This is a genomic window from Bradyrhizobium sp. CSS354 (assembly GCF_029051725.1).
In the GTDB taxonomy this organism is placed as follows: Bacteria; Pseudomonadota; Alphaproteobacteria; order Rhizobiales; family Xanthobacteraceae; genus Bradyrhizobium.
Window position 1 is genome coordinate 570,123 of record NZ_JAACFU010000003.1, and the last position, 24,520, is coordinate 594,642.

At 65.5% G+C, this 24,520-nt stretch carries 22 protein-coding genes and 1 tRNA gene; 14 read left to right on the forward strand and 9 right to left on the reverse strand.

Going from position 1 to position 24,520, the window contains the following annotated elements; all coding sequences use genetic code 11:
* Window positions 1–113: 113 nt before the first annotated feature.
* Complete coding sequence (locus GWG67_RS09710; RefSeq protein WP_275169056.1) at window positions 114–1,460, reverse strand: RsmB/NOP family class I SAM-dependent RNA methyltransferase; 1,347 nt, start codon at window positions 1,458–1,460, stop codon at window positions 114–116.
* Between the two features lie 188 nt (window positions 1,461–1,648).
* Between GWG67_RS09710 and GWG67_RS09715 the strand changes: the two genes are divergently transcribed.
* Both GWG67_RS09715 and GWG67_RS09720 read left to right on the forward strand, forming a co-directional pair.
* Window positions 1,649–1,858: a DUF1674 domain-containing protein gene (locus GWG67_RS09715; RefSeq protein ID WP_275169058.1), complete on the forward strand. Its 210-nt coding sequence runs from the start codon at window positions 1,649–1,651 to the stop codon at window positions 1,856–1,858.
* A 57-nt stretch (window positions 1,859–1,915) separates the two neighbouring features.
* Window positions 1,916–2,503 (forward strand): thermonuclease family protein, encoded by a 588-nt coding sequence (locus tag GWG67_RS09720; protein ID WP_275169060.1) that lies wholly within the window; start codon window positions 1,916–1,918, stop codon window positions 2,501–2,503.
* 55 nt (window positions 2,504–2,558) lie between these two features.
* Here the strand turns inward: GWG67_RS09720 and GWG67_RS09725 are convergent, their stop codons facing one another.
* Together GWG67_RS09725 and acs are read right to left on the reverse strand one after the other, a co-directional pair.
* The gene (locus tag GWG67_RS09725) at window positions 2,559–3,074 is read right to left on the reverse strand and encodes a L,D-transpeptidase (RefSeq protein ID WP_275169062.1); all 516 of its coding nucleotides are present in this window, start codon (window positions 3,072–3,074) and stop codon (window positions 2,559–2,561) included.
* Window positions 3,075–3,511: 437 nt separating this feature from the next.
* A complete protein-coding gene (gene acs / locus GWG67_RS09730; RefSeq protein ID WP_275169063.1) occupies window positions 3,512–5,458 on the reverse strand; it encodes an acetate--CoA ligase in 1,947 nt (648 codons plus the stop codon).
* A gap of 400 nt (window positions 5,459–5,858) precedes the next feature.
* Here acs and GWG67_RS09735 point away from each other — a divergent pair, with 400 nt between their 5' ends.
* A complete protein-coding gene (locus tag GWG67_RS09735) occupies window positions 5,859–7,028 on the forward strand; it encodes a DNA topoisomerase IB (RefSeq protein ID WP_275169065.1) in 1,170 nt (389 codons plus the stop codon).
* A 25-nt stretch (window positions 7,029–7,053) separates the two neighbouring features.
* On the opposite strand, the gene GWG67_RS09740 is transcribed toward GWG67_RS09735, so the two are convergent.
* Complete coding sequence (locus tag GWG67_RS09740) at window positions 7,054–7,509, reverse strand: SRPBCC domain-containing protein (RefSeq protein ID WP_275169066.1); 456 nt, start codon at window positions 7,507–7,509, stop codon at window positions 7,054–7,056.
* A gap of 101 nt (window positions 7,510–7,610) precedes the next feature.
* Between GWG67_RS09740 and GWG67_RS09745 the strand changes: the two genes are divergently transcribed.
* Window positions 7,611–8,705: an adenylate/guanylate cyclase domain-containing protein gene (locus tag GWG67_RS09745; protein WP_275169068.1), complete on the forward strand. Its 1,095-nt coding sequence runs from the start codon at window positions 7,611–7,613 to the stop codon at window positions 8,703–8,705.
* A gap of 81 nt (window positions 8,706–8,786) precedes the next feature.
* Here GWG67_RS09745 and GWG67_RS09750 read toward each other — a convergent pair whose 3' ends face one another.
* The 3 genes from GWG67_RS09750 to tsaD are packed head-to-tail and all read right to left on the reverse strand — an operon-like array spanning window position 8,787 to window position 11,259.
* Entirely contained in the window at window positions 8,787–9,200 is a 414-nt protein-coding gene (locus tag GWG67_RS09750; RefSeq protein ID WP_007598686.1) for an EVE domain-containing protein, read from the reverse strand.
* 2 nt (window positions 9,201–9,202) lie between these two features.
* Complete coding sequence (locus GWG67_RS09755) at window positions 9,203–10,183, reverse strand: NAD(P)H-dependent glycerol-3-phosphate dehydrogenase (protein WP_275169070.1); 981 nt, start codon at window positions 10,181–10,183, stop codon at window positions 9,203–9,205.
* A 2-nt stretch (window positions 10,184–10,185) separates the two neighbouring features.
* Window positions 10,186–11,259 carry a tRNA (adenosine(37)-N6)-threonylcarbamoyltransferase complex transferase subunit TsaD gene (gene tsaD / locus GWG67_RS09760; protein WP_275169071.1) on the reverse strand — a complete coding sequence of 358 codons (1,074 nt, stop codon included), beginning with the start codon at window positions 11,257–11,259 and terminating at the stop codon, window positions 10,186–10,188.
* Window positions 11,260–11,422: 163 nt separating this feature from the next.
* Between tsaD and GWG67_RS09765 the strand changes: the two genes are divergently transcribed.
* The 5 genes from GWG67_RS09765 to GWG67_RS09785 all read left to right on the forward strand — a co-directional run bounded on the left by GWG67_RS09765 (window position 11,423) and on the right by GWG67_RS09785 (window position 16,114).
* Entirely contained in the window at window positions 11,423–12,169 is a 747-nt protein-coding gene (locus tag GWG67_RS09765; RefSeq protein WP_275169072.1) for a uroporphyrinogen-III synthase, read from the forward strand.
* Between the two features lie 69 nt (window positions 12,170–12,238).
* Window positions 12,239–13,486, forward strand: a complete 1,248-nt coding sequence (locus GWG67_RS09770) for a COG4223 family protein (RefSeq protein ID WP_275169074.1) — start codon at window positions 12,239–12,241, stop codon at window positions 13,484–13,486.
* A 36-nt stretch (window positions 13,487–13,522) separates the two neighbouring features.
* On the forward strand, window positions 13,523–15,322 hold the full coding sequence (locus GWG67_RS09775; protein ID WP_275169076.1) for a heme biosynthesis HemY N-terminal domain-containing protein: 1,800 nt from the start codon (window positions 13,523–13,525) through the stop codon (window positions 15,320–15,322).
* Window positions 15,323–15,422: 100 nt separating this feature from the next.
* Window positions 15,423–15,498, forward strand: a tRNA-Thr gene (locus GWG67_RS09780).
* A gap of 220 nt (window positions 15,499–15,718) precedes the next feature.
* Window positions 15,719–16,114, forward strand: a complete 396-nt coding sequence (locus GWG67_RS09785) for a hypothetical protein (RefSeq protein ID WP_275169078.1) — start codon at window positions 15,719–15,721, stop codon at window positions 16,112–16,114.
* A gap of 72 nt (window positions 16,115–16,186) precedes the next feature.
* Here GWG67_RS09785 and GWG67_RS09790 read toward each other — a convergent pair whose 3' ends face one another.
* On the reverse strand, window positions 16,187–17,233 hold the full coding sequence (locus GWG67_RS09790) for a polysaccharide deacetylase family protein (RefSeq protein WP_275169080.1): 1,047 nt from the start codon (window positions 17,231–17,233) through the stop codon (window positions 16,187–16,189).
* Between the two features lie 253 nt (window positions 17,234–17,486).
* On the opposite strand from GWG67_RS09790, the gene GWG67_RS09795 reads away from it, so the two are divergent.
* Both GWG67_RS09795 and GWG67_RS09800 read left to right on the forward strand, forming a co-directional pair.
* The gene (locus GWG67_RS09795; RefSeq protein WP_275169081.1) at window positions 17,487–17,798 is read left to right on the forward strand and encodes a hypothetical protein; all 312 of its coding nucleotides are present in this window, start codon (window positions 17,487–17,489) and stop codon (window positions 17,796–17,798) included.
* Between the two features lie 196 nt (window positions 17,799–17,994).
* The gene (locus GWG67_RS09800) at window positions 17,995–18,207 is read left to right on the forward strand and encodes a hypothetical protein (RefSeq protein WP_275169082.1); all 213 of its coding nucleotides are present in this window, start codon (window positions 17,995–17,997) and stop codon (window positions 18,205–18,207) included.
* A 109-nt stretch (window positions 18,208–18,316) separates the two neighbouring features.
* Here GWG67_RS09800 and GWG67_RS09805 read toward each other — a convergent pair whose 3' ends face one another.
* A complete protein-coding gene (locus GWG67_RS09805; protein ID WP_275169083.1) occupies window positions 18,317–20,005 on the reverse strand; it encodes an MFS transporter in 1,689 nt (562 codons plus the stop codon).
* Between the two features lie 162 nt (window positions 20,006–20,167).
* Here GWG67_RS09805 and GWG67_RS09810 point away from each other — a divergent pair, with 162 nt between their 5' ends.
* The 3 genes from GWG67_RS09810 to GWG67_RS09820 are packed head-to-tail and all read left to right on the forward strand — an operon-like array spanning window position 20,168 to window position 24,397.
* Complete coding sequence (locus GWG67_RS09810; RefSeq protein WP_275169085.1) at window positions 20,168–21,535, forward strand: hydrolase; 1,368 nt, start codon at window positions 20,168–20,170, stop codon at window positions 21,533–21,535.
* Window positions 21,536–21,569: 34 nt separating this feature from the next.
* Window positions 21,570–22,937 carry a cytochrome P450 gene (locus tag GWG67_RS09815; protein WP_275169087.1) on the forward strand — a complete coding sequence of 456 codons (1,368 nt, stop codon included), beginning with the start codon at window positions 21,570–21,572 and terminating at the stop codon, window positions 22,935–22,937.
* A 50-nt stretch (window positions 22,938–22,987) separates the two neighbouring features.
* Complete coding sequence (locus GWG67_RS09820) at window positions 22,988–24,397, forward strand: adenylate/guanylate cyclase domain-containing protein (RefSeq protein ID WP_275169088.1); 1,410 nt, start codon at window positions 22,988–22,990, stop codon at window positions 24,395–24,397.
* Window positions 24,398–24,520: the final 123 nt, after the last annotated feature.

Sequence of the window (24,520 nt, forward strand, 5' to 3'; positions counted from 1 at the left end):
GCCTTGATGGGGGGAGAGGATTCCGCCGAATCCTTATTAATCCCAAAATCGGACGGCCGACACCACCTTGAACGACGCGAATCAGCGCCGTGGTTGCAAAATCCAGTGCAAAATCAGGATTTAACGAGCCGGGCCGCGAAAAAGCCGTCGAGCCCGCCGAGCTTGGGATCGGCGTTCGGCAGATGGCTGGGCAGAGTGCGCAAATCGCCCTCGGCGGTGACGATCTCGCTGAGTCCCGACACCTCGGACGCATCGATAGGAACCCGGCGAAGCCCAGGCTCTGTGGCCAGCAGCGCGGCGACCGCATGCTCGCCCTCTTCGGGTTCCAGCGAGCAGGTACAGTAGACCAGCGTCCCGCCGGGCTTGAGCAGCGAGATCGATTTTTGCAGCAGCCGCCGCTGGAGCACGGTCATTGCCGCGATGTCGGATTCCTGCCGGAGCCAGGAGACATCGGGGTGGCGGCGGATCGTCCCGGTCGAGGTGCAGGGCGCATCGATCAGGATGCCGTCGAAGCCATCGGCCGGACCCGCCCATTCCACGGCGTCGGCGACGACGGTCTCGGCCTGGAGCGACAACCGCATCAGATTCTCGCGCAGCCGCGCCACCCGGGCGGGCGAGCGGTCGATGGCCGTGACGTGCGCGCCGGCCTGCGCCAGTTGCGCGGTCTTGCCGCCGGGAGCGGCGCAGAGATCGGCGATGGATTTGCCCTTGATGTCGCCGAACAGCCGAGCTGGCAGCGCAGCGGCGGCGTCCTGCACCCACCATTGTCCTTCGGCGAAGCCGGGAAGCATGGTCACCGCGCCATGCAGCACCGTACGCACCGATCCGGTCGGCAGCACCTCGCCATGTAAGCGGCTCGCCCATTGCGCGGCGTCCGACTTCACGGTCAGATCCAGCGAAGGGTCGTGGCTGAGCGCGAGCGCCATGTCTCTTGCGCCCGTCTCTCCGTAATGCGCGCGCCAGCGCGCGACCATCCAGGGCGGCAGATCCAGCGACTGTGCCGCAACCTCGTCCACCAGCGCCTTGCCCTCGCGGGCGCAGCGGCGCAGCACGGCGTTGACGAGGCCGGCATAGCGCGCGGCGCGCCGGTCGGATTGCACGAGGCGAACGGAAAGATCGACGGCCGCGTGATCGGGCACGTCCATCCAGAGGATCTGGGCGGCGCCGATCAACAGCGCGCTCTGCGCGCGCGGCGCGTCGGAGGGAATGCCCTTGTCGAGCAACCGAGACAGCACATGGCCGAGCGTGCCGAGCCGGCGCAGCACGGTGGCGACCAGGCGGCGCATCAGCGCGCGGTCGCGGTCGGGGAGCGTCTTCAGTCCGGGATGGGCGCCGCTGCCATCGAGCTGCTCGTCAAGCGTGCGGTGCTTTTGCAGCACGCCGTCGACGATGTCGGCGGCAATCCGCCGCGCCGCGAGACCGGGCACTTCGGATGGAGGAGCGAAACGTTGAGAAGGCATGCGGAAACAAGGTTCTGAGCGAGCGGCAGTTCGCCGTAATGGGCGCATGCCTTGAGAAGGCGATCTCTGGCACGCGAATATGCCAAATGTAAGAATCGCTTCCGGGTTTTTTCAGCCCTTTCGGCGCCATTTCAGGAATGCGTTATTGGGCGTCGCGCCGTGCGCCGTCCCGCGCTAGAAAGCCTACGATGAGTGACCAGCCTCCTGTTCCCGACCGCAAGCAGCTTACGCCGGCCGCCCAGCGTGCGCTGGCCGAGGCCGACGCGCGCCGGCAGGCTGCGGCAGTCCGAGCCAAAAACAACGGCCAGGCGGCGCCAAAGGAGTTGCAGGGCCCAAAAGGACCCGAACCGACCCGCTATGGCGATTGGGAGCGCAAGGGCATCGCTTCCGACTTCTGAAGCTTGCCTTTTGAGGCTCGCTTGCCGTACTGCCCGACTCAGCCCTAGCGTGCGCGGATGTCGCGTTTCGATCCAAGCCATCCGTATCGGCCTTCATACAGCGGCTCGCCGTTTGGCCGCCGCTTCTCAGGCCTGTTGCCGTGGATGTTCGTGGTCGGAATCGTGGTGGCCGTGGTGTTCACGTTCCGGCACGGGATGAACTGGCCCTTCCCTCATGCGACTGACGGTCAGTCGCGGGACGCCGAAATCATCTTACAGCAGGCCAATCCTGACGTCCGTGAGCCGGTCGACGTCGTTCGCACCATTGACGGCGACACCTTTCTCGCACGCGTTCGTCAGCGCAACGGCCGCGATCTCGTGGTGCGCGTTCGCCTGCGCGGCATCGATGCACCCGAGATGAAAGCCTCCTGCCAGGAGGAACTGGACAAGGCCGAAGCCGCGGCCCGCGCATTGCGCGATCTGCTCGGCCAGGGTGGCGTGGTGATCACCAATCTCGGCTCCGATAAATACGGACGCGTTCTCGCTGACGTCGCGACCAAACGCACGGCCAATGTCTCGGCGGCGTTGCTCGCCGGCGGCTACGCGCGGAACTACAATGGCGGCCATCGCGACGGCTGGTGCGCGCGGAGCTGGCGCTTCTGGTAACAAAAAAGCCGCGTCGAAAGACGCGGCTCTTGCCGTCTTGCCCTGATGCCGGCGATCAGCGCGTCACGACCACCGTCGTGCCGACCGAGACGCGGCTGTAGAGATCCGTGATGTCGTCGTTGAGCATGCGGATGCAGCCATACGAGACGAAGCCGCCGATCGAGCCCGGCACGTTGGTGCCGTGGATGGCATACTCACCGCCGGACAGCGTCATCGCCGCGACGCCCATCGGGTTGCGCGGCGAGCCGCCCGGGATGACGTCCGGGATGCTCGGCTTGTCGCGCTTCACCTCGGCAGGCGGCGACCAGGCCGGATTGCGGTACTTGCCGTCGATGCGGGTGGTGCCGGCCCACTGCTTGCCGGACTTGCCGACGCCGACCGGGTAGCGCACGGCGTGGCCATTATCGAGGACGAGATAGAGCCGACGCTCGTTGGTTTTGACCACGATGGTGCCCGGCGAATAGTCGGCCAGGTGCGTCCCCACCATTTCCGGCCGCGCCTGCGCCGCCGTCGACATCATCACCCCAGCCCCAATGGTGGCGGCCAGCGCCACAGCAATCCTCATCGACATCGATTTTCCCCTTGCCCCGAACGGACCGTCCAAAATTACGCAAAACCGGCAATCTCCGGCTCACCAAGTCCTCGTTAGGGGACATTCTTAACCGCGCCTGTTAACCGGATGGTTTCCACGCACGGCCGCCAAGGGCCAGCCAGCAGGGGGAACAAAGGAAATGTTCGAAACAAAGTAAATGACCTGAAAACAACACTTGCCCGGAAAGATGCCCGGGCGCCGGCGCGCGGCCTGACAAGTGCGTGAAGATGTGAACGGCCGTTGTCCGGGAGGCGCTAACGCGGAGATGCGGTCTCGTGTCCCGGACGCGGCGCAGCGCGAAGCGGTGCGACGCAGAGCCGGGGCATAGAAAGCCACAGAGTCTGCCGTTGCATGGGCCCCGGCTCAGCAGCGCACCGCGAAGGAGCGCTGCGCTGCGTCCGGGACACGGGACTGCCTTACGCGGACTTCTTGTTCTGCCGATTCTTGACGAGGTCGTCGACCACGCCGGGATCGGCCAAGGTCGAGGTGTCGCCCAGGCTGCCCGGCTCGTCCTCGGCGATCTTGCGCAGGATGCGGCGCATGATCTTGCCGGAGCGGGTCTTGGGCAGGCCTGGCGAGAACTGGATCTGGTCGGGCGCAGCGATCGGGCCGATCTCCTTGCGCACCCAGGTGACGAGCTCCTTGCGCAGTTCGTCGCTCGGCTCGACGCCGGCCATCAGGGTCACATAGGCGTAGATGCCCTGGCCCTTGATGTCGTGCGGGTAACCGACCACGGCGGCTTCCGAGACCTTCTCGTGTGCGACCAGCGCACTCTCGACTTCCGCCGTGCCCATGCGGTGACCGGAGACGTTGATGACGTCGTCGACACGGCCGGTGATCCAGTAATAACCGTCGGCATCGCGCCGGCAGCCGTCGCCCGTGAAATACTTGCCCTTGTAGGTCGAGAAATAGGTCTGTTCGAAGCGGGCGTGGTCGCCATAGACCGTGCGCATCTGGCCCGGCCATGACCGCGTCAGGCACAGATTGCCTGATGTCTCGCCGTCCAGCACCTTGCCGTCGGCGTCGACGATCTCAGGCACCACGCCGAAGAACGGTTGGGTCGCCGAGCCCGGCTTGAGCTTCGTGGCGCCGGGCAGCGGCGTGATCAAAATGCCGCCGGTCTCGGTCTGCCACCAGGTGTCGACGATCGGGCAGCGTTCGTCGCCGACGACGCGGTGATACCACTCCCAGGCTTCCGGATTGATCGGCTCGCCGACCGAGCCGAGCAGGCGCAGGCTGGCGCGCGAGGTCTTCTTCACGGGCGCGTCGCCGCTCTGCATCAGCGCGCGGATCGCGGTCGGCGCGGTGTAGAAGATGTTGACCTTGTGCTTGTCGATGACGTTCCAGAATCGCGAATTATCCGGATAATTCGGCACGCCTTCGAACATCAGCGTGGTCGCGCCGTTGGCGAGCGGTCCGTACAGAATGTAGCTGTGGCCAGTGACCCAGCCGACGTCGGCGGTGCACCAGTAGATGTCGCCGTCGTGATAGTCGAAGACGTATTGATGCGTCATCGCGGCGAACACGAGATAGCCGGCGGAGGTGTGCAGCACGCCCTTGGGCTGGCCGGTCGAGCCCGAGGTGTAGAGGATGAACAGCGGATCCTCGGCGTGCATGTGCTCGACCGGGCATTCCGTCGTCACCATCGCGGCAGCCTCGTGATACCAGAGGTCGCGCGTCGGGTTCATGTCGATCTTGCCGCCGGTGCGCTTGACCACGACGACCCAGTCGACGCCGTCTGCCTTGGCGAGCGCCGCGTCGACATTGGCCTTCAGCGGCACCTTCTTGCCGCCGCGCAGGCCCTCATCCGCGGTGATGATCACCTTGGACTGGCAGTCGTTGATGCGCTGGGCGAGGCTGTCGGGCGAGAAGCCGGCGAACACCACGGAGTGAATCGCGCCGATCCGCGCGCAGGCCAGCATCGCATAGGCCGCCTCCGGAATCATCGGCAGGTAGATGGTGACGCGGTCGCCCTTTTTGACGTTCCGGGTGCGCAGGATGTTGGCCATCCGGCAGACCTCGTCGTGCAGCTCCTTGTAGGTGATGTGCCGGGATTGCGAGGGATCGTCGCCTTCCCAGATGATCGCTGTCTGGTTGGCGCGGCTGTGGAGATGCCGGTCGATGCAATTATGGGCGACGTTGAGGATGCCGTCCTCGAACCATTTGATGGAGATGTTGCCGGGCGCGAAGGAGACGTTCTCGATCTTCGTCGGAGCGTGCATCCAGTCGATGCGCTTGGCCTGCTCCGCCCAGAAACCGTTCGGGTCCGAGATCGAGCGGGCGTACATGTCCTTGTACTTGGCCTGATCGACCCAGGCGCGCTTCGCCCATTCCGCGGGGACGTCGTAGATCTTCTCGGACATGCTTCCCTCCACATACGGCAAGCCGAGCGCAGACCGCTGGCGAGCCGACTTGATCGTTGAACCGATTATGCGTCGGGCTAACCGGACCCGACAAGGTGCACAAGCTGGACCTTCGGCGAGCAGCCTGCCATGCGGAGCATCAAGCCGCTTCGTGCGACTGTCGCAGTTTTGAAACAGGGCGACGGGCGGCTTTCGGGTCTTTACCCAGATCCTCGGAAGGGGCCCGCGCAGAGCGCCATGCACCCGGCAGAGGTATTTAGAAACCGCCTCTCACTGATTCGGGACTCGCAATGCGGTTCGGAACACCCTAAATGGCCAACCCGGGTCCAACGAGGCCCCTTGGAACAAAAATCAGAACAGCGGCATTGACCGATAACAAACAGGACTAAGGCATAAGACTATGATGGATCAGCAGAATCTCGGGACTTTGCGGCCCGCTTCAGCCGATCCTGCAGCCATTGCGCTGGCCAAAGCCCTCGGACAATGGCCGAAACCAGCCGGTTCCGGCCGTCCCAGCCCGAAAAAAGTGTTCGACGCGGCGCCTGCGGCGACGGTCGAGGCCCTCGCCAAGGAGCTGGGCCTGCGGCTCGGCGACCAGAACGAGCTGACCATCCGCCGCATCAGGCGTGGCAAGGGCTATTCGTTCGTGCGGCCCAACGGCGCCCACATCCGCGATGCCCGCACCATTCGGCGGCTGCATTCCATGGCGGTGCCGCCGGCCTATCGCGAGGTGCGCTACTCGGCCGATCCGAGCACGCATCTCCAGGCGGTGGGACGCGATGCCGCGGGCCGGCTGCAATATCGCTATCACGCCGATTGGGAGAAGGTCCGCGAGCAACGCAAGGCGCATCGCCTGGAAAAGCTCGTCGGCGCGCTGCCCAAGATCCGGCGCAAGGTCTCGGCGTTCCTGTCAGGCGACGAGCCGACCCGCGAGTTCGCGCTCTCGGCCGTCATCGAACTGATTGCGCGCACCGCGATCCGCCCCGGCAATGAATCCTATGCCCGTCTCAACGGCACCCGCGGGGCCACCACGCTGCTGAAGTCCAACGTCTCGCTGGAAGACGACAGCTTCGTGCTGACGTTCAAGGCGAAGGGCGGCAAGGCCGTGCGCAAGGAGTGCGACGCGGCCAAGCTCGTGCGCGCCATCGGCATTTTGCAGGGCGTTCCCGGCAAGCGCATGTTCCAGTATCGCGATCCCTATGGCATCGTGCGCGCGGTCAGCACCACGCAGGTGAACGCGTTTCTGCGCGAGATCGCCGGCATCAAGATATCGCTGAAGGATTTCCGCACGCTGATGGCCTCTGCCGTCGTCGTGGAATCGCTGTCGCGGATCACGCCGGCGACCAGCCAGCGTGGCCGCAAGAAGCAGGTGCTGGAGGCGATCCGCGGCGCTGCCGACCAGCTCTCCAATACGCCGGCGATCTGCCGCAAGAGCTATGTTCACGACACCATCGTCACCGCGTTCGAGGACGGCATCCTCGAACGCTTCGCCGCGACCATGAAGGGCCAGCGCTCGCAGGCCAGGCGCGAGCAGCTCTTGCAGCAGGTGGTGGCGACCGCGGCGGTCTGACCTGGGCGGTCTGACCTCGGCGTCGTTACGCCTTGTTGGAAACGCCGTTGTCGGGACCGGGATTGCCGCCCGCGGCTGCCGCCGTGAGCCGTCCCAGATAGTGCGCCCATCCCGTCGCGTGTGCGGCAGCCTGTTCCTCGGTCGGCAGCCCGCTATGGGTCATGCGCAGCAATGTGCCGCCGTCGCGTTCGATCAGGTCGATCTCGATCAGGCTCGAGCCGGGCGGCACCTCCTGGCCGCCCTCCCATCCAAACGTGTAAGCAAGACGATGCACCGGCACGACTTCGCGGAACGCGCCGCGGGCGACGCCGCCGCGGGGGCCGATGCCTTTGAGCAGATATACCCCGCCGGGATGCGGCTCCGTGGTCGCATCGGAACCCATCCAGCTCAAAATCTTCTCGGGGTCGGTGAGGTAAGCGAAAACGGTGGCCCGTGGGGCGGCGATCTGGGTCTCGCGTCGCACTATGAACGGTTCGGTCATCGACGATCATCCCTGGGCTGACTGTGGGACATGGCGGCGCTCGGGCGGCCCGTCAAGGATTGCCCGTGACAAAGAGGTCCTGCCTTCGTCATGATCGGGCCATGCACCTCTCGCCGACGCTCGCCTGGCTTGTCGATGCCGCCGCCGATAGCGCCGGGGCCGACCGCCTGCTCGCGGACCTCGGCGCGCATCTGGTCGCCGACGGCGTGCCGCTTGCGGCAGGCAGCCTGACCCTGGAGGTGCCGCATCCGTTGATCGCGAAGCGGACCTGGTTGTGGCGCGCGGAGAACGGCCGGGTGATCGAAGCGCTCGGCTTCGCACCAGGCGGCCTCGCGCCCGACCTACCCAACGATGCCGGCCGCCGCTGGCTGCGCGACATCGCGGACGGCGAGGTGCACGAAGACGCGGTCGGACAGCCCGACGGGCCGTTGCTCGGCTGGATCGGGCCGCGCCCGTTCACCGCGGACGAGACCGAGCAATTGCGCCAGGCCGCGCGTTTTGCCGCGACACCTCTTGCGGTGCTTGCCGCGCGTGCAACGTTGCGCGCGACCTTGGATGCTTATCTCGGCAAGCGCAGCGCGGAGCGGGTGCTGGCGGCACCGCTGCGGCGCGATCTCGGCGAGACCATACAGGCCGCGCTGCTCTATGCCGATCTGCGCAACTTCACGCTCCTGTCGGAAGCCAATCCGCCTGCCGACGTCATCGCGGCTCTCGATGCCTGGTTCGATCGCATCGCCGGCGCGGTTCACGCCTTCGGCGGCGAGGTGCTGAAATTCATCGGCGACGGCGTGCTCGCCATCTTTCCGGTGGTCGGGACGTCACCGCGCCAAGCGTGCGATGCAGCTCTGCGTGCCGCGAGCGCAGCCGAAGCCGGGATGGCGTATCTCAACGCGGAGCGCCGTTCCCAGGGATTGCCGCCGCTCGCGTTCGGGGCGGCGCTGCATCTCGGCGAGATGTTGTGGGGTAATATCGGTGCCGCCAACCGGCTCGATTTCACGGCAATCGGTCCCGCCGTCAATCTCGCCAGCCGGCTCGAAGGATTGTGCAAGCCGCTCGAAAAGACCGTGCTGGTGTCGGGCGCGCTCGCCGCCGAAACCGACATGCCTCTGATCGCGCTCGGATCGCATTCGCTGCGCGGCATCGCCGCGCCATGCGAGGTGTTTGCGCTGCCAGAGACGCAAGCTGGGATATCGTAGCCCGCATGAGCGTAGCGACATGCGGGATCGCAGCAGTAGTCCCGGATACCGCTTCGCTCATCCGGGCTACAGCACCTAAGCCTACATGCCGCCCATCTTGCAGACGAGCTTCCATTCCTCGGCCGTCACCGGCTGCACCGAGAGGCGCGAATATTTCACCAGCGCCATGTCGGCGAGCTTCTTCTCGGCCTTGATCGCGGCCATCGTTACCGGAATCTTCAACGGCTTGTCGGCCTTGATGTCGACGCAGACGAATTTTTCGGTCTTGTCGGTCGGATCGGGGTAGGCTTCCTTGACGATCTCCGCGATGCCGACGATCTCCTTGCCCTCGTTGGAATGATAGAAGAACGCCTTGTCGCCCTTCTTCATGGCGACGAGATTCTGGCGCGCGGTGTAATTGCGTACGCCGGTCCAGGCTTCGCCCTTGGCGCCTTTCGCCACCTGCTGGTCCCAGGACCACACCGATGGTTCGGATTTCACCAGCCAGTACGCCATGTTCATTCCTCTGCCTTGAAAGGTCGCGTCATGAGCCCCGAGATCGCGGCGTCGATCGTGCTTCTGCCGGTCAGGATCGATGCGACGGCTTCCGATACCGGCATTTCGATGTTTTGCGAAGCCGCGAGCTCGATCAGGACCGGCGCGGTGAATTCGCCTTCGGCAAGCTTGCCGGCGGGCGGCTGCTCGCTGCGGCCAAGCGCCAGGCCGAGCGCGAAATTGCGCGATTGTGGGCTCGAGCAGGTCAGGATCAGATCGCCGAGGCCCGACAAGCCCGTGAGTGTTTCGCTGCGTGCGCCGAGCGCGCGGCCGAGGCGTGTCAGCTCGGCAAAGGCGCGGGTGGTGAGTGCGGCCTGGGCGGAAGCGCCGAGCTTGCGCCCGACCGCGATGCCGACCGCGATCGCCAGCACGTTCTTGGCGGCGCCGCCGATCTCGACGCCGCGGACATCGGTGGAGTGATAGGGCCGGAAGGTCGTCGAGCCCAGCGCCTGCACCAGGCTATTGGCCAGCGCTTCCTCCCTCGCCGCCAGCGTGACCGCAGTCGGCAGGCCGCGCGCGACATCGTCGGCAAAGCTTGGACCCGACAGGATCGCCGGCACCGCGTGCGACGCAGCCTCCGCAATCACGTCGGTCATGAACTTGTGGGTGCCGTGCTCGATGCCTTTGGCGCAGGCAATGATCGGCACCGGCTTTTCCAGATGCGAGGCGAGCATGTTGACAGCACCGCGCAGATGCTGCGCGGGCACTGCGATCAGCAGCATGTCCGCGCGCGCGGCGAGGGCCAGATCGCTCGTGACGATGATGTCCGGCGCAAGCCGCACGCCGGGCAGTCGCGGATTGTCGCGGCTCGATGCGATCCGCGTCGCGTGCTCGGGATTGCGCGCCCACAGCGTCACGTTTCGTCCGGCCCGCGCCGCCACCATCGCCAGCGCCGTACCCCAGGCGCCCGCACCGATCACCGCGACCGATGGGAATGCTGTCATTGCTAGAACCCCGCGCGCGTCTTGCCGTATCCGGCCGGTGCCGTCGCGTTCGCATCGAGCAGCCAGCGCGCACGGGGCTGTGCTTCCATCGTGTCGGTCATGCCGAGTGCGAGACGTTCGGCGCCGGCCCAGGCGATCATCGCGCCGTTGTCGGTGCAGAGCGCCGGCGGCGGCATGATCAATTGTGTTCCGGCCTTTCTCGCAACGTCATGCAGCGCGCCGCGGATCGCCTGATTGGCGGCGACGCCGCCGGCCGCCACCAGCGCACGCGGCGCACCGAACTGCTCGCGGAAAAGTTTCAGACCGACGCTCAACCGGTCGGCGGTGGAGTCGAGCACGGCCGCCTGAAAGCTCGCGCAGAGATCGCTGACGTCCTGCGGCGTGATCTCGGCCAACCGGCTCGCTTCGTTGCGCACCGCCGTCTTCAATCCCGACAGCGAGAAGTTGGCGTCGGGGCGTCCCTGCAGCGGCCGCGGAAACGCAAATCGCGCGGGATCGCCGCTGGCTGCCGCGCGCTCGACCTGCGGCCCGCCCGGATAGGGAAGTCCCAGCATTTTCGCGACCTTGTCGAAGGCCTCGCCGATCGCATCGTCGACGGTGGTGCCGAGGCGCACATACTGACCAACGCCGGTAACGGCGACGATCTGGGTATGGCCGCCCGAGGCGAGAAACAGGCAATAGGGAAATTCGAGTGCGTCGGTCAGGCGCGGCGTCAGCGCATGCGCTTCCAGATGGTTCACCGCGACCAGCGGTGTGTCGTGCACCATCGCGATCGCCTTCGCGGTGGTGAGCCCGACGATGACGCCGCCGATCAGTCCCGGGCCCGCGGCGGCCGCGACACCGTCGAGCTGGGCGAAGTCGATGCCGGCCTCAGTCATGGCGCGGTCGATGATGCCGTCGAGCAGGTCGACATGGGCGCGGGCCGCGATCTCCGGTACGACGCCGCCGAAACGGGCATGCTCCTCGACCTGCGACCACACGATATTGGACAGGATCTTGCCGCTGCCGTCAGGAGCACGCTCGATCACCGCCGCGGCGGTCTCGTCGCAGGTGGTTTCGATGCCCAGTACCAGCATTGGCGAATTGTTATCCAATTTGCGCCCTTCTCGCCCCCTTGCGCTCATCCGCAAAGCAGAGTTCTGGTACGTCCGGTAGCATTCCGGGGTCGGCCAACGCAATCGTCACGCGCGGCCGTCCCTCGTCAAAGCGCCACCGCCACGTGGTTCGGGAACACAAGCGATGTCCATTCTTGTCACACGGCCGCATCCCGACAATGAGGCGACGTCGGAAAATCTGCGTGCACGGGGTCATGTGGTGCTGCTCGCGCCGGTGCTCAAGTGCGAGCCGGTCGCCTTCCATGACGAGAGTGAAACGAGCTACAGCGCCGTCATTGTCACGTCGGCCAATGCGATTCGTGGTGTCGCGCCGCAATTGCAGGAGCTTGGTCTCCTGGAACTGCCGCTGTTCGCGGTCGGCGAGCACACCGCCGCCGCGGCGCGCGATGCCGGCTTTGCCGAGGTGGTCGTCGCCGCCGGCGATGCCGCGGCCTTGCGCGACAAGGTGATACAGAGCGCGCGCGACAAGCGGCTCAACAAGAAGAGCACGTTGCTCTATCTCGCGGGCGCGGATCTGTCGCGCGACCTCGGCGGTGAGCTGGGCGCTGAAGGCTTCAACGTCGTCACGCAGACGACTTATCGCATGGCGCCGGTCAAGCTGTTGCCGCGTGATGTCTGTGAGGGCTTTGCCGCCCATGGGATCGAGGCGGTGCTGCATTACTCCAGGCGCAGCGCGCGGGCTTTCCTAGAGGCCGCGCAGGACGAAGGCGTCGAAATCTCAGCCTTGGCGATCCCGCAATGCTGCCTGTCCGAGACCGTCGCCGGCGTTCTGCGCGAGGCCGGTGCCGCGCAGGTTCTGGTGGCCGCGACGCCGGACGAAAATGCCTTATTTGACACCTTGGAGCGTGCTTTGCGTACCCGTTTGGCGTAAGAGGTCGGGCCGAATCCGACGCAATCGGATCCGTTCGTTCAGGGCAGGTAAGTGTGAGGAACCGTCACGATGGCCGACGACAAGCCTGAAGACGCAGGATTGGCTCCCGAGTCCGGCCGTGCCAGGCGCACCCCGCCCACCATCGACCTCGAGGCAACCGAAGTCTCGACCCAGCCGCAGGAGGTGGCGGGCGCGCCTGAGACTGAGGCAGCGACCGAACAGGCCGTGCATGAGCAAGCCAAATCTGAAGAGGGCAAGTCTGAAGAGGGCAACTCCGAACAGGCCAATGCCGAGCCGCAGCCCGAACCTGCCGAGGAAGAATCTTCCGTTGCGGCCGCGTCGGTATCGCCCTCGATTTCACCCTGGATTATCGCTCCGTTCTCCGGCGCCGTCGCAGCCGCCATTGTGATCGCGGTGGGCTGGATGCTGGGCTGGCCTGCCGTGCAGGCGCCGCCGGCTGCTCCGCAAGTGACGGGCGCAACCGTCGAGGCGCTGAGCGGGCGCGTGGCCGCAGTCGAAGCCAAGGCGGGCAAGCCTGCCGCCGATCCGGCCATGGTGGCGCGGATCGACGCGCTGGAGAAATCCGCAACGAGCCTGCGCGGCGACATCGCCAATTTGCGCGCACAGTCCGACAAGACCGCGAGTGCCATGAACGACGCGAAATCCGCGCCGAGTGCCGCCGCGCCCGATCTTGCCGCTCTCAACGACCGCCTCGCGCAGCTTGAGCGCGCCAGCAAGACCGAACGTGCCGAACTTGCGCAGCAGAGCGAGAAGATCGCCGACGCCAAGGCGATGGACGACAAGCCGCTGCGCCACGTCGTGGCGGCGGCCCTGCTCGACGTCGCTGTTCGCCACGGCGACGCCTACGAATCCCAGCTCGCCGCGGCGCGGTCGCTGGCAACGAAGCCGGATATGCTGAAGCCGCTCGACACCTTTGCATCGTCGGGCATTCCGACGCCGGTCACGTTGAGTCGTGAGCTCCTCAACATCGTGCCAAAACTGTCGCCGCCGGCGGAAGCCCCGGCCAGCGGCACCGGCATCGTCGAGCGCCTTCAGGCGGGGGCGTCAAAACTCGTCCGCATCGAGCGTACCGACGGGGTCGGCAACGATCGCGGCGCCATCGTCGCGCGGGTGACGGCGGCTGCGTTGCGCAACGATTTCGTCGAGGCACGGCGCGAGTTGAAGACGCTGCCCGAGGCCGATCGTGCACCGGCACAAGCCTGGCTCGACAAGGCCGATGCCCGTGACGCGGCGCTCGCCGCCTCACGCAAATTCGCCGACGGCGCCATGGCGGATCTCGTCAAGCCTGGTCAATAAAGGTTCGCGCAACAATCAGCGCGTATAGGGATCGTCATGCTTCGCATCGTCCTCTTCCTCGTCTTGATCGCGCTGGCGGCGGCCGGCGCGGCCTGGGTTGCCGACCAGCCCGGCGATCTCGTCCTGACCGCAGGCAGTTTCCGCGCCACAACGACGCTTCCCCGATTCGTGTTCTTGCTTGGCCTCTTTGCCGCGGCAGTCGTGCTGGTCTGGAGCCTGCTGACGATGGCCTGGCGCGCTCCGGGGCGTCTGCGCCGCCGCCGTCACGACAAGCGTCACGCGCGCGGCCGCCACGCCATCACCCACGGCCTGCTTGCGATCGGCCATGGCGACACCGCGCTTGCCCGTCGTCACGCTGATACAGCGCGGCGGCTGGCCGCAAACGATCCGCTCGCGCTTCTCTTGCATGCGCAATCGGCGCAGCTCGAGGGCAATCGCGACGAGGCCCAGCGCGTCTTCCGTGCCATGGCCGAGCGCGAGGACACGCGCCTGCTCGGCCTGCGCGGCCTGTTCATCGAGGCGCAGCGCGCCGACGATGCGGTCGGCGCGGTGATGATCGCCGAGGAAGCGATCAAGCTGTCGCCGTCCTCGACCTGGGCGTCGCATGCGGTGCTCGGCTTCCGTTGCGCGCGCGGCGACTGGAGTGGCGCGCTCGCGATCCTCGATTCGAATCTGTCCGCGGGCCTGATCGACAAGCAGGCCTATCGCCGCCAGCGCGGCGTGCTGCTCGCCGCCCGCGCGCTGGAATTGGAAACGATGGACCGCGACGTCGCGCGCGAGAGCGTGATGCAGGCGGTCAAGCTCGCGCCGACCCTGGTTCCCGCCGCGGTGCTCGCTGCAAAATTCGAGAGCGAGGCGCATCAGGTGCGCCGCGCCATGAAGCTGGTGGAAACCGCTTGGCTCGCCAATCCGCATCCTGATCTCGCCGATGCCTATGCGCATGTGAAGCTCGGCGATTCCGCGCGGCAGCGCTTGCAGCGGGTCGAGACGCTTGCGGCCAAGATTCCTGCCGACAAGGCTGGTTATGTCGAGGGCCAGCTGGCGATCGCGCGCGCCGCGATCGATGCGTCCGAGTTCGCCCGTGCGCGCGCGGTGCTGTCGCCTTATGTCAACGATCCGACCCAGCGCGTGGCGCTGCTGATGGCCGAGATCGAACGTACCGAGCATGGTGACGGCGGCCGGGCCCGTGCCTGGACCTTGCGCGCGGTGCGCGCCCGCCATGATCCGGCCTGGACCGCGGACGGTTATGTCAGCGACCGCTGGCGTCCGGTCTCCCCGGTCACCGGCCGCCTCGACGCGTTCCAGTGGCAAACACCGGTCGCGAGTCTTCCTTCCGAAAAGGGCGCCATGATCGAATCCTCAGCCTTCGAGGAAGCCATGCTGGCGGCCCCGCCGCCGAAGCGGGTGACGGCGGCCCCGAGCGAAAGCTTGGCGGAACCGGCTGTCATCGCGCCGGATCCGGTGCCTGCCCCGCAGGACAATTCGCCGCCCCTCGAGGCCAAGGAAATCTCAAAGGAGGCCGTCGAGGAAATCGCCAAAGAAACCGTCAAGGAAGAGCCGGTGGTCCCGCCAGCCGAGCCGGTCAAACCGGTCCCTGAGATCGCCGAATCATCGCCGGCGGCGGCAACGCCGGTCTTCAGGACCCGCGCCGACCTCGGCAAGCCTGCACCAGCGCCTATCCCCGCTGTCATCCCGATCGTCCGTGCCCCGGATGATCCCGGGATCGACGACGAGGGGCCGAGCGATGAATTTACGGAACAAATCGGCACGCCCAGGGACCATGCAAAGGCCCAGGCCGGCGGCTGGCGCGGATTCTGGTCTCGCTGGGGCGGGTGAGCGGCATTTCGAAGCCGGCTCCACCTTGCCAATTCGGGCCCCGCCCGATATCAGGAGCGCGCGTAACGGGACCGGCCTCGCGCGGGCCCCGGCAGGGTTCGCCGCAATAGCTCAGTTGGTAGAGCACGTCATTCGTAATGACGGGGTCGGGGGTTCGAATCCCTCTTGCGGCACCAGCGCTCACAGCTCATTTGATCCTCGCAAGCCAGGCGTTCTGACCGGCGCATTTGGTCACCATGAGCGCACTGCGCAGACGGGTCCCGTCGAGCGCAGCCAATGCATCACCGTGCTGGAGAAGGATTCAGTATCGCACGGCAGTCTGAGTGATCGTAATCACATAACCGCGCGATCGGCTCTCCTAGTGTCCAGCTCACGCCAAACACGGGGAGATTTCATATGCGCAAGATCATTCTGGTGGCCGCCATGGTGCTGGTCTCTGCATCTGCCCAGGCCGGAGGCCCGCGCAGCCTGTCGCTGTCCGCGGCGAGCGAGCCGGCTTCGGTTCAGCAAACGGCGCCGGTGCTTGCTGCCGTGCCGACGCAGGTGAGCGAAGCAGCGCCAGCCGCCGAAGCTCCGAAATATCTCGATCGCCCGCCGGCGGTTTCGCTCACGGCGCCTGCGGCGGCCGTTGCACCCACGACCACACCCACAACCACGATGGCCTCAGCGCCCGCCACAACGGCCCAACCCGCTGCGAAGACGACGGCCAAGGCAGACAAGCCGAAGCACAAGCGCAGCTGGACCGAAGGCCGCATCATCAGCGAGCTGCATCGTCACGGCATCTACTGGTAAGTGCCTGCTCTCAAAAAGCATATGGCCGGGACAAGCCCGGCCACGCAAGAGTTTTGGATCGGACTGGACGCGTTATTGCGAAACCGTCTGCACCACGCTTCCGATCGGACGCGCGCTCGAGGTCGGCACCTTCAGGTCCTTCAGCAGCGCCTCGTCATATTCCGGCAGCGTCTGGAAGGTCGTCTTGGCCTTCATCTGCACGACCTTGTAGCCACCGGCCTTGAGGCGCGCGAGCAGTGCCGGCATGGCTTCGCCGGTGTGCTTCTGGAAGTCGTGCATCAGGATGATGCCCTTGCCGAGCTTGTCGAGCCTGGTCATCACGGTCTCGATGATCTTCTCCGGCGTCGCGCCCTTCCTGAAGTCGAAGGAGTCGATGTCGGTCGAGAACATTGCGACGTTGCGAGTGCCGAAATAGCTCACGATCGCCGGATTGTGCTGAAGCTGCGGGAAGCGGAAGAACGGTGCGGGGTTGGTGCCGAGCGCGAATCTCACTGCGCTAAAGCCCTTCTCGACCTCGTCCTTGGCCATTTGCTCCGTCATCTTCTTGCCGTTCAAATTGACGTGCGACCAGGTGTGAGCGCCGACCGTATGGCCCTGGGCCAGCACCTGGCGCAGGATTTCGGGATGATAGGTCGCATGCTTGCCGACCGAGAAAAACAAGCCCTTGGTGCATTCATCCGCGAGCGCCTTCAGCACGGCGGGCGTGTTGACCGGCCAGGGACCGTCGTCGAAGGTCAGTACGACCTCTTTGTCGGTGAGGAAGTCGAACTGCTTGAAATGATCGAAGCCGAAGCCCGGACCGCCGGTGGTGTCGATCTCGACCACCCGGGAGACGCCGAGCGCGTTTGGATTGGCGCAGGTCGATTTCTGCTGCACCGGCATCGGTGCGGGTGCGGGCGCCGGAGCAGGTGCCGCCGGCTTCGCCGCAATCGCCGCCGTGGTCGCGACGTCGTCCTTGGCGGCGAGCTTCGCCTGTGCCGGCAATGGATCGGCGGCACGGGCGGCAATCGTCTTGGGAGCGGCCTGGTCGGCGCGCGAGGAATAATAAAACCAACCGCCGGCGGCAATCACGACCGCCGCAACTACACTGGCCAGCATCAGGCCCAACGCATTACGCATCGCCATTCTTTCCAATTACGCAACCAAACCGGCGGAATTTCCCGCTCGACGAGCCATTAATGCGAAGGATCGGTTAACGTGACACCAACACGACCGCCGATCGGGAGGAATTTCAGCGAGGTGCGCCAAAGTGACCGAAGTCACAGAGAGTGGACCTCCCGTGACCGTCATCACAGTGGAAACTGTTTTGCTGGAGCATTGTCGATCCCATCAACAACGGGCCCGCTTCCAGCGGTGCCAATGGGAGCTTCAAATGACCAAGTCTCTGAACACCAAGTCCTTGAGTAGCAAGATCCGCGACACCAGCCTGGCTCTGGGCTTTGCCGCCCTCCTCTCGATCGCCTCGACCGGCTCGAGCTTCGCCTTCTCGTCCGAAGCGCAGCAGCAGTGCACCGGCGACGCCTTCCGTCTGTGCTCGTCGGAAATCCCGAACATTCCGAAGATCACGGCGTGCATGATGAAGCATCGTTCGGATCTGAGCGCCGGTTGCCGCACCGTGATGGACAAGGAACTCGCCAAAGGCGGCGCGTCACGCAAGGTCGCTGACGCCCAGGACAGCCAGTAAAGAGACAGTCAGTAAGAGACAGCCACTAACAGCAACGATGGCGTCGTTGCGTCAGTTAGCTCCCCTCGCGATGTGCCCCGGCGTGAATGCCGGAGCCACGCGGCGGCGCAAGCCCGCCTTTCAATAAAGCCGTTGCGGCTTCGGGATCGTCGCTCTAGCTTCGCCCGCACATCTTCCGGGTAAGAGGCATTACGCGATGACCAGATTTCTTTTCATCATTCCATTGATCCTGCTTGCATCGGCTGCGTCAGCGCAGCAGCCCGGTCACGACGCCTGTGCGCGCGATGTGACGCGCTTCTGCCGCCCGGTGATGAACAATGGCGATCAGGCTGTGCTCGCCTGCCTCAAGCAGAACCGTACGCGGCTCACCAAAGGCTGCGACAAAGTGCTGACGGATCACGGGCAGTAAGACGTCGCGTCGTAGCCCGGATGGAGCGCCGCGAAATCCGGGTTTTGTCCACGCGGTGAAATCGTCCGGATTGCGCTTCGCTCCATCCGGGCTATGTTCTCGCAGAACCCTACGTGCTGCTTCCCGCCGCGGTGGCGACCACGGGCAGCACCTCACTTGCTGCCTGGTCCGGCGTCTCCTCTTTCCAGCGCACCGAGCCGAACGGACGCTCGAGCATGCGGCGGATCCGCACCGGATCGGGGCCGATGTGGAAATCGATCGCCTCCTGATGCAGCGCGCGTTCGGACTGTGTCGAGCGGTTGCGCTGGCGCAAATAGTCGAGCCAGGTCGGACAGTGGTAGCGCTCGGTCCACAATTCGGGATCGGCGATGTCGCGCGCGATCGACCAGCCATAGGCACCGTTGCGCTGCCGAGAGAGCTGCACGTCCTGCATCACGTTGTGAAAGGCGCGCGCGTTCTCTTGGGCGACGCGGTATTCGATCTCGACCACCAGCGGCCCGCTGCGCGCCGTGAGCGACAGCTTGACTTCAGGATCGGCCAGCAAGTCGGCGTCTTCGTTACGGGCGCCGACGCGCGGCATCGTGAGCCAGATCCCCAGCACCGGCGAGATCAGCATCAGGCCGGCGGCCGTCAGCAGCGCGACCTCGACGCCGGCATAGTCGGTGAGATGGCCCCAGCCCCAGGCGCCGATCGCGATGCCGCCGGAAATCGAGGCCTGGAACGCCGCGAGCGAGCGGCCGGCGACCCAGCGCGGTGCCGAGAGCTGCACGCCGATATTGAACAGCGCGATGGCGGCCATCCAGACCGCGCCTGCGAGCACCAGGGCAGCCGCGGTCAGCACTGGTTCGGTGCTCACGGCGAGCGCGGCCATCGCAAACGCCATCGAGATGGTGCAGGCGCGGATTGCGGCTTCGCCGCTCATGCGCTTGCGCAATTCGTGGATGTTGAGCGCACCGACCACGGCGCCCATGCCGAAAGCGCCGAGCATGATGCCGTAGGTCTGCGCGCCGCCATGCAGCAGGTCGCGTGCGACCAGCGGCATCAGCGCCATGATGGCACCGCCAATCAGGCCCATCACCAGCGTGCGCAACAGCACGATCTTGATCGGTGGCGAATTGGTGATGTAGCGGAAGCCCGACACCATGGCGCGGTTGAGCTTCTCCCGCGGCAGGCGCGAGGGCTCGGTGTTGCGCCGCCAGAGCAGCAGCACCACCAGCAGCGGCAAATAGAGGATCGCGTTGCAGGCAAACGCCGCCACCGCGCCAAGCGCGGCGACGATGACACCGCCGACCGCCGGGCCGAAGCTGCGCGCGATATTGTAGCTGATGCCGTTCAGCGCGACGGCCGACGGCAGGGCATCGGGCGGCACCTGCTCGCTGACCGAGGACTGCCAGGCCGGACCGAACAGTGCGTTGCCGCTGCCGACCACGAAGCAGAAGATGAGCAGCGTCTCTGGGGAAATGTAGTTGAGCCAGGCCAGGACCGTGAGTGCGGTCGCGCCAGTCAGCGCGATCATGAGCGCGATCAGGGTCACGATACGGCGGTCATACATGTCGGCGATGGCGCCCGCCGGCATCGAGATCAGCATGATCGGCAGCATCAGGGCGGTCTGCACCAGCGCCACCTTGTCCGCCGAGGCCGCCATCTGCGTCATTGCCCAGGCGGCGCCCACGCCCTGGATCAGCAGGCCGAGATTGGAGAGCAGGCTGGCGAGCCAGATGCGCCTGAACACGGTGTACCGCAGCGGCGCCATGATGCCGTCGGCGTCAACTTTCTGACGGTTCGTCTGCTCGGTCATATCCCCTTCCAATTGGGCTGGCAGAAGTTGTCTTGACGGTTGTCTTGGAGTGGTCTTTGGGCGATTCCGGCAAGTTCAGTGATGCCCGCGAAAGTCCTTCGCTGTCCAGTGGTTAGGCCGGTATAAGCGGTGCAAAGAGATGGTTTGGCGGGGGAGGAACATATGAAGCTGTCGCGACGGATGATCTTGCAAGGGGCCGGCAGCTTGCCCTTCGCAATTGCGAGCTTGCGGACGGGTGCATCGGCTCAACCCGCACCCGCTGCGCCGAGCGAGGTGCCTCCGATCCTGTTCGTCCACGGCAATGGCGATTACGATGCGCTCTGGATGACGACCTTGTGGCGGATGGAATCCAACGGCATCGCGCGAGACCGCATGGCCGCGATCAATTTCACCGATCCCAATGCACGAAGCGACGACAAGGTCGAGCAGGCGGGCCGCTCCTCGACCGAGGACCAGCGCCGCGAGCTTGCCGCTGCCATCGTTCAATTGAAGCGCCGGACCGGTGCATCCCGCGTGGCGCTGGTCGGCAGTTCGCGCGGCGGCTACGCGATCCGAAACGTCATCAAGAGCGGCGGCGCCGCCGATGTCAGCCACGCCGTGCTCTGCGGCACGCCCAATCACGGCGTGTTCGCGACCGACGACCAGCCGAACAGCGAGTTCAACGGCCGCGGCGCGTTCCTGCGCGGCCTGAACGATGGCGAGAGCGAGGTGACGCCGGGTGTCGCCTTTCTCACCTTGCGCAGCGACGGCATGGACAAATACGCGCAGGCCGATGGCCGCTTCATCGGCAAGCCCGGTACGCCGACCGGCGTCAACGTCGAAGGTCCGGAGTTGAAGGGGGCCACCAACCTCGTGCTCGGCGCACTCGATCATCGCGAAGTGGCATTCCACCCCCGAGCTTTCCGCGAGATCTATAAGTTCATCGCCGCCCGCGAGCCCGCGCGCGTCGCGATCGTGCCGGAGCAGAGCGTCAGGCTGAGCGGCCTCGTGACGGGCACACCGGGCGGCACGCCGACCAACCGGCCGGTGGCCGGTGCAACCGTCGATGTCTTTCGCGTCGATCCTGAAACCGGTGAGCGCAAGGGCAGCGCCGTGTACAGTGCGAAGACCGGCGCCGACGGCCGCTGGGGACCGGCGCAGGTCGAGCCTTCCTGGTCGCTCGAATTCGCCCTCGCAGCGCCGGATGCGCCGACGACGCATATCTACCGCTCGCCCTTCCCGCGCTCGTCGGACGTGGTGCATCTGCGCGCCGCGCGTCCGCTCGGGCCCGCGGACAAGGACGCCGGGGTTGTCGTGATCATGTCGCGTCCGCGCGGCTATTTCGGCCTGCCGCGGGACGTGGTGCTGCTCGACGGCAAGGAGCCGGCGGACGTCAAATCGGGTGTGCCCACTGATTCGACAGCAACATTGCGCCTTCCGGCCGGCGAGATCGGGCGTAACATCGTGGCCCAATTTGGCGAAGAACGAATTGTGGCACGCGCCTGGCCTGCCCAAGAGAACAGGATTGCGATTGCCGAGCTGACTTACTAGCTAATTGCCTGCGTCACCTCTGCGGGAGCGAGCCATGAACATCGCCAGCGTGCGTCGGCCCATCGTCCCTCCGACCCCGCCGCGTGCGCCCGACGACATGTCGTTCCTCGGCCGGCTTGCCGTGCTCAAGCGGAACATGATCGCGACTTGGGGGCAACGCGCCTATGAGGAAGACGTCATCGAGGGCCGCTTCTTCTTCCGCAACAGTTTTATCCTGAACCGGCCGGATGCGATCCGGCATGTGCTGCTCAGCAATTACGAGAATTATTCGCGCACGCCGGCGGGCATCCGCATGCTTCGTCCCGTGCTCGGTGACGGTCTTCTGATTGCGGAGGGCCATTCGTGGACGTTTCAGCGGCGCACCCTCGCGCCGGCGTTCACGCCGCGGGCGACGGCAAATCTCGTCCCGCACATGACGGCGGTGCTCGACGAGACCATCGCGAAGCTCGACGCGCGAACAAGCGAGCCGGTCGATTTGCGCGAAATCATGCAGCGCATGACGCTGGAGATCGCCGGACGCACCATGTTCTCGTTCGGCATGGACCGGCATGGTCCGACCTTGCGCAACTTCGTCATGGAGTATGGAGCCCGGCTTGGGCGACCGTACTTGCTCGACATGGTGCTGCCCCTGTCCTGGCCGAGTCCGATGGATTTTGCCCGTGCCCGTTTCCGCAAGCGCTGGACCGAATTCGTCGCGATGCTGATCGCCGAGCGGCGTGAGATGGGCAAGAAGGATGGCGCGCCGCCGCGCGATCTGTTCGATCTCATGGACGAGGCGCGCGACCCCGAAACCGGAAAGGGCTTTTCGGACGAGCAACTCGTCGACGAAGTCGCGACCATGATCCTCGCGGGTCACGAGACCACGGCGACCGCGCTGTTCTGGGCGCTCTATCTGCTCGCGCTCGATCCCGATATGCAGGAGGAGATCGCCTCCGAGACGCGTGGCGAACATCTCGACAGCATGGCTGACATCGACCGCCAGAAGTTCACCCGTGCCGCGATCGAGGAGACCATGCGGCTTTATCCGCCGGCCTTCCTGATCGCCCGCGCCGCGCGCGAGAAGGACAACGCGGCCGGCGTCGCCATCGGCAAGGGCGACATCATCATGATCGCACCGTGGCTGCTGCACCGGCACGAGAAGCTGTGGGATCAGCCGAACGCGTTCATCCCGAAACGCTTCATGTCGACGGAAGCGCCCGATCGGTTTGCCTATCTACCCTTTGGCGCGGGTCCGCGCGTCTGTATCGGCGCCCCGTTTGCGCAAGCCGAATCCGTGCTGGCGCTGGCCCGGCTGATCGGCGCGTTCCGTGTCGAGCTTGCCGATACCAGCCCTGTCATTCCCCTCGGCGTCGTCACGACCCAGCCGGACCGTTCACCCATGTTCCGCATCACGCGTCGGTGACGGGCGTTCGCCTGGCCGACGGCGTGATCCACACCAGATAGAGTTACGCCATGAGCGATATCCAGGCCCAGTTGTCCGTTCTGAAGCAGACCGCCGATGCGAAAGTGGTCGATGCGATCTCGCGCTTGATCGAGGATGGCGAAGACCACGAGCTCAACCGCGTCAATGTCCTCGATTTCGCGAAGCAGCACGGTCTCGACGAAGAGCACGCGATCTCGGCATTCCTGCATTCGGCGCGGCTCGGTCTGTTCGATCTGGGCTGGAATGTGCTGTGCCCGGGCTGCGGCGGCGTGTTAGGGGCGCACTCGACCCTGAAGGCGCTCAAGCCCGACGATTATCATTGTGCGCTGTGCGCATGCGGCTACAAGGCCTCCGTCGATGATCAGGTCGAAGTCTCCTTCACCGTCAATTCACGCGTCCGGCGCATTGCGGCGCATGATCCTGATACGCTTCCGGTGTGGGAGTACTTCAAGCAGGTGTTCTGGAGTTCCGGCGTCGACTTCAACAAGGAATCGTTTGCGACGCTCGCCAACGAGGTGACGCTGGATACGATGGAGCTGCCGGCCGGCGAGAAGGCGACCATGTCGCTGCAACTGCCGAACGATTTCATCATCATCTTCGAACCGGTGACGCACGCGGCCCATTTCATCGACGTGCAGGGCGAGCCGACCAAGGACCGTCAGCAGCTCGCCATCATGTACAACAGGGTGCAGGCGCCGACGGGAACCACGACCATGCGGCCGGGCCCGCTGCGGCTGTCGCTGGAGAACCAGGCCGGCGTACGCGTGCTGCCGTCGGTCTTCATCGCGGCCGAGGCGCTCCATCACCTCATAGGCAAGCGCAAGCCGTTCCTGACCGCCAAGCGGATGCTGTCGAACCAGACGTTTCGCGATGTGTTCAAGGCCGACAATCTCAGTCTCGACCAGCGGCTCCAAATCACCTCGCTGACCTTCCTGTTCACCGATCTGAAGGGATCGACCGCGCTCTATGAGCGCGTCGGCGATCTCGCCGCCTTCGACCTCGTGCGCGCGCATTTCCACGCGCTGCTCGAGATCATCTCATCGGAGAAAGGCGCGGTGGTGAAGACCATCGGCGACGCCGTGATGGCGACCTTCGTCCGTCCCGAACATGCGATCGCGGCGGGTTTGCGGATGCGCGCGGCGATGGACGAGCTCAACAAAAAGCGCGGCACTGCCGATCTCATCGTCAAGATCGGCATCCACGAAGGTCCGTGCCTCGCGGTGATGCTCAACGAGCGGCAGGATTATTTCGGCCAGACCGTCAACATCGCCGCCCGCGTGCAGAGCCTCTCGACCGCGCAGGAGATCCACATCACCGGCCCGGTGCTGGATGCGCCGGCGGTCGCCGAAGTCCTCAAGCAGCGCGAGATCATGCCGATCCAGAAGCAGGCCGCACTGCGTGGCATCGCCGACAAGATGGTGGTGTACGAGATACCGTAATTGGTGTCGTCCCGGCCTTCGCCGGGACGACATGTGCGCACTTGGCTTGTCCTACTCCAAAATCACAGACTTTGGATTGCCGAAACGTAATGCAGCGCGCGGAACTGACGCACGTTGCGCCGG

What these genes read in the sequence shown, in the direction of transcription:
- GWG67_RS09710 (WP_275169056.1), bottom strand. Translation starts at nt 1,460, where the DNA reads ATGCCTTCTCAACGTTTCGCTCCTCCATCCGAAGTGCCCGGTCTCGCG.
- GWG67_RS09715 (WP_275169058.1), top strand. Translation starts at nt 1,649, where the DNA reads ATGAGTGACCAGCCTCCTGTTCCCGACCGCAAGCAGCTTACGCCGGCC.
- GWG67_RS09720 (WP_275169060.1), top strand. Translation starts at nt 1,916, where the DNA reads ATGTCGCGTTTCGATCCAAGCCATCCGTATCGGCCTTCATACAGCGGC.
- GWG67_RS09725 (WP_275169062.1), bottom strand. Translation starts at nt 3,074, where the DNA reads ATGTCGATGAGGATTGCTGTGGCGCTGGCCGCCACCATTGGGGCTGGG.
- acs (WP_275169063.1), bottom strand. Translation starts at nt 5,458, where the DNA reads ATGTCCGAGAAGATCTACGACGTCCCCGCGGAATGGGCGAAGCGCGCC.
- GWG67_RS09735 (WP_275169065.1), top strand. Translation starts at nt 5,859, where the DNA reads ATGATGGATCAGCAGAATCTCGGGACTTTGCGGCCCGCTTCAGCCGAT.
- GWG67_RS09740 (WP_275169066.1), bottom strand. Translation starts at nt 7,509, where the DNA reads ATGACCGAACCGTTCATAGTGCGACGCGAGACCCAGATCGCCGCCCCA.
- GWG67_RS09745 (WP_275169068.1), top strand. Translation starts at nt 7,611, where the DNA reads ATGCACCTCTCGCCGACGCTCGCCTGGCTTGTCGATGCCGCCGCCGAT.
- GWG67_RS09750 (WP_007598686.1), bottom strand. Translation starts at nt 9,200, where the DNA reads ATGGCGTACTGGCTGGTGAAATCCGAACCATCGGTGTGGTCCTGGGAC.
- GWG67_RS09755 (WP_275169070.1), bottom strand. Translation starts at nt 10,183, where the DNA reads ATGACAGCATTCCCATCGGTCGCGGTGATCGGTGCGGGCGCCTGGGGT.
- tsaD (WP_275169071.1), bottom strand. Translation starts at nt 11,259, where the DNA reads ATGCTGGTACTGGGCATCGAAACCACCTGCGACGAGACCGCCGCGGCG.
- GWG67_RS09765 (WP_275169072.1), top strand. Translation starts at nt 11,423, where the DNA reads ATGTCCATTCTTGTCACACGGCCGCATCCCGACAATGAGGCGACGTCG.
- GWG67_RS09770 (WP_275169074.1), top strand. Translation starts at nt 12,239, where the DNA reads ATGGCCGACGACAAGCCTGAAGACGCAGGATTGGCTCCCGAGTCCGGC.
- GWG67_RS09775 (WP_275169076.1), top strand. Translation starts at nt 13,523, where the DNA reads ATGCTTCGCATCGTCCTCTTCCTCGTCTTGATCGCGCTGGCGGCGGCC.
- GWG67_RS09785 (WP_275169078.1), top strand. Translation starts at nt 15,719, where the DNA reads ATGCGCAAGATCATTCTGGTGGCCGCCATGGTGCTGGTCTCTGCATCT.
- GWG67_RS09790 (WP_275169080.1), bottom strand. Translation starts at nt 17,233, where the DNA reads ATGCGTAATGCGTTGGGCCTGATGCTGGCCAGTGTAGTTGCGGCGGTC.
- GWG67_RS09795 (WP_275169081.1), top strand. Translation starts at nt 17,487, where the DNA reads ATGACCAAGTCTCTGAACACCAAGTCCTTGAGTAGCAAGATCCGCGAC.
- GWG67_RS09800 (WP_275169082.1), top strand. Translation starts at nt 17,995, where the DNA reads ATGACCAGATTTCTTTTCATCATTCCATTGATCCTGCTTGCATCGGCT.
- GWG67_RS09805 (WP_275169083.1), bottom strand. Translation starts at nt 20,005, where the DNA reads ATGACCGAGCAGACGAACCGTCAGAAAGTTGACGCCGACGGCATCATG.
- GWG67_RS09810 (WP_275169085.1), top strand. Translation starts at nt 20,168, where the DNA reads ATGAAGCTGTCGCGACGGATGATCTTGCAAGGGGCCGGCAGCTTGCCC.
- GWG67_RS09815 (WP_275169087.1), top strand. Translation starts at nt 21,570, where the DNA reads ATGAACATCGCCAGCGTGCGTCGGCCCATCGTCCCTCCGACCCCGCCG.
- GWG67_RS09820 (WP_275169088.1), top strand. Translation starts at nt 22,988, where the DNA reads ATGAGCGATATCCAGGCCCAGTTGTCCGTTCTGAAGCAGACCGCCGAT.